We start from the raw sequence: 255 nt of genomic DNA on the forward strand, positions 1-255 counted from the left end.
GGTAGCCGGCCTGAGAGGGTGACCGGCCACACTGGGACTGAGACACGGCCCAGACTCCTACGGGAGGCAGCAGTGGGGAATATTGCACAATGGGCGAAAGCCTGATGCAGCAACGCCGCGTGAGGGACGACGGCCTTCGGGTTGTAAACCTCTTTTAGCAGGGAAGAAGCGAAAGTGACGGTACCTGCAGAAAAAGCACCGGCTAACTACGTGCCAGCAGCCGCGGTAATACGTAGGGTGCAAGCGTTGTCCGGA

General features: G+C 59.6%; 1 rRNA gene. It reads left to right on the forward strand.

Annotated elements, in window-relative coordinates:
- Positions 1–255: ribosomal RNA gene (locus ACQG07_RS19250) — 16S ribosomal RNA — on the forward strand; the annotation flags it as partial.

Source organism: Plantibacter sp. 2H11-2 (assembly GCF_050031945.1).
Taxonomy (GTDB): Bacteria; Actinomycetota; Actinomycetes; order Actinomycetales; family Microbacteriaceae; genus Plantibacter; species Plantibacter auratus.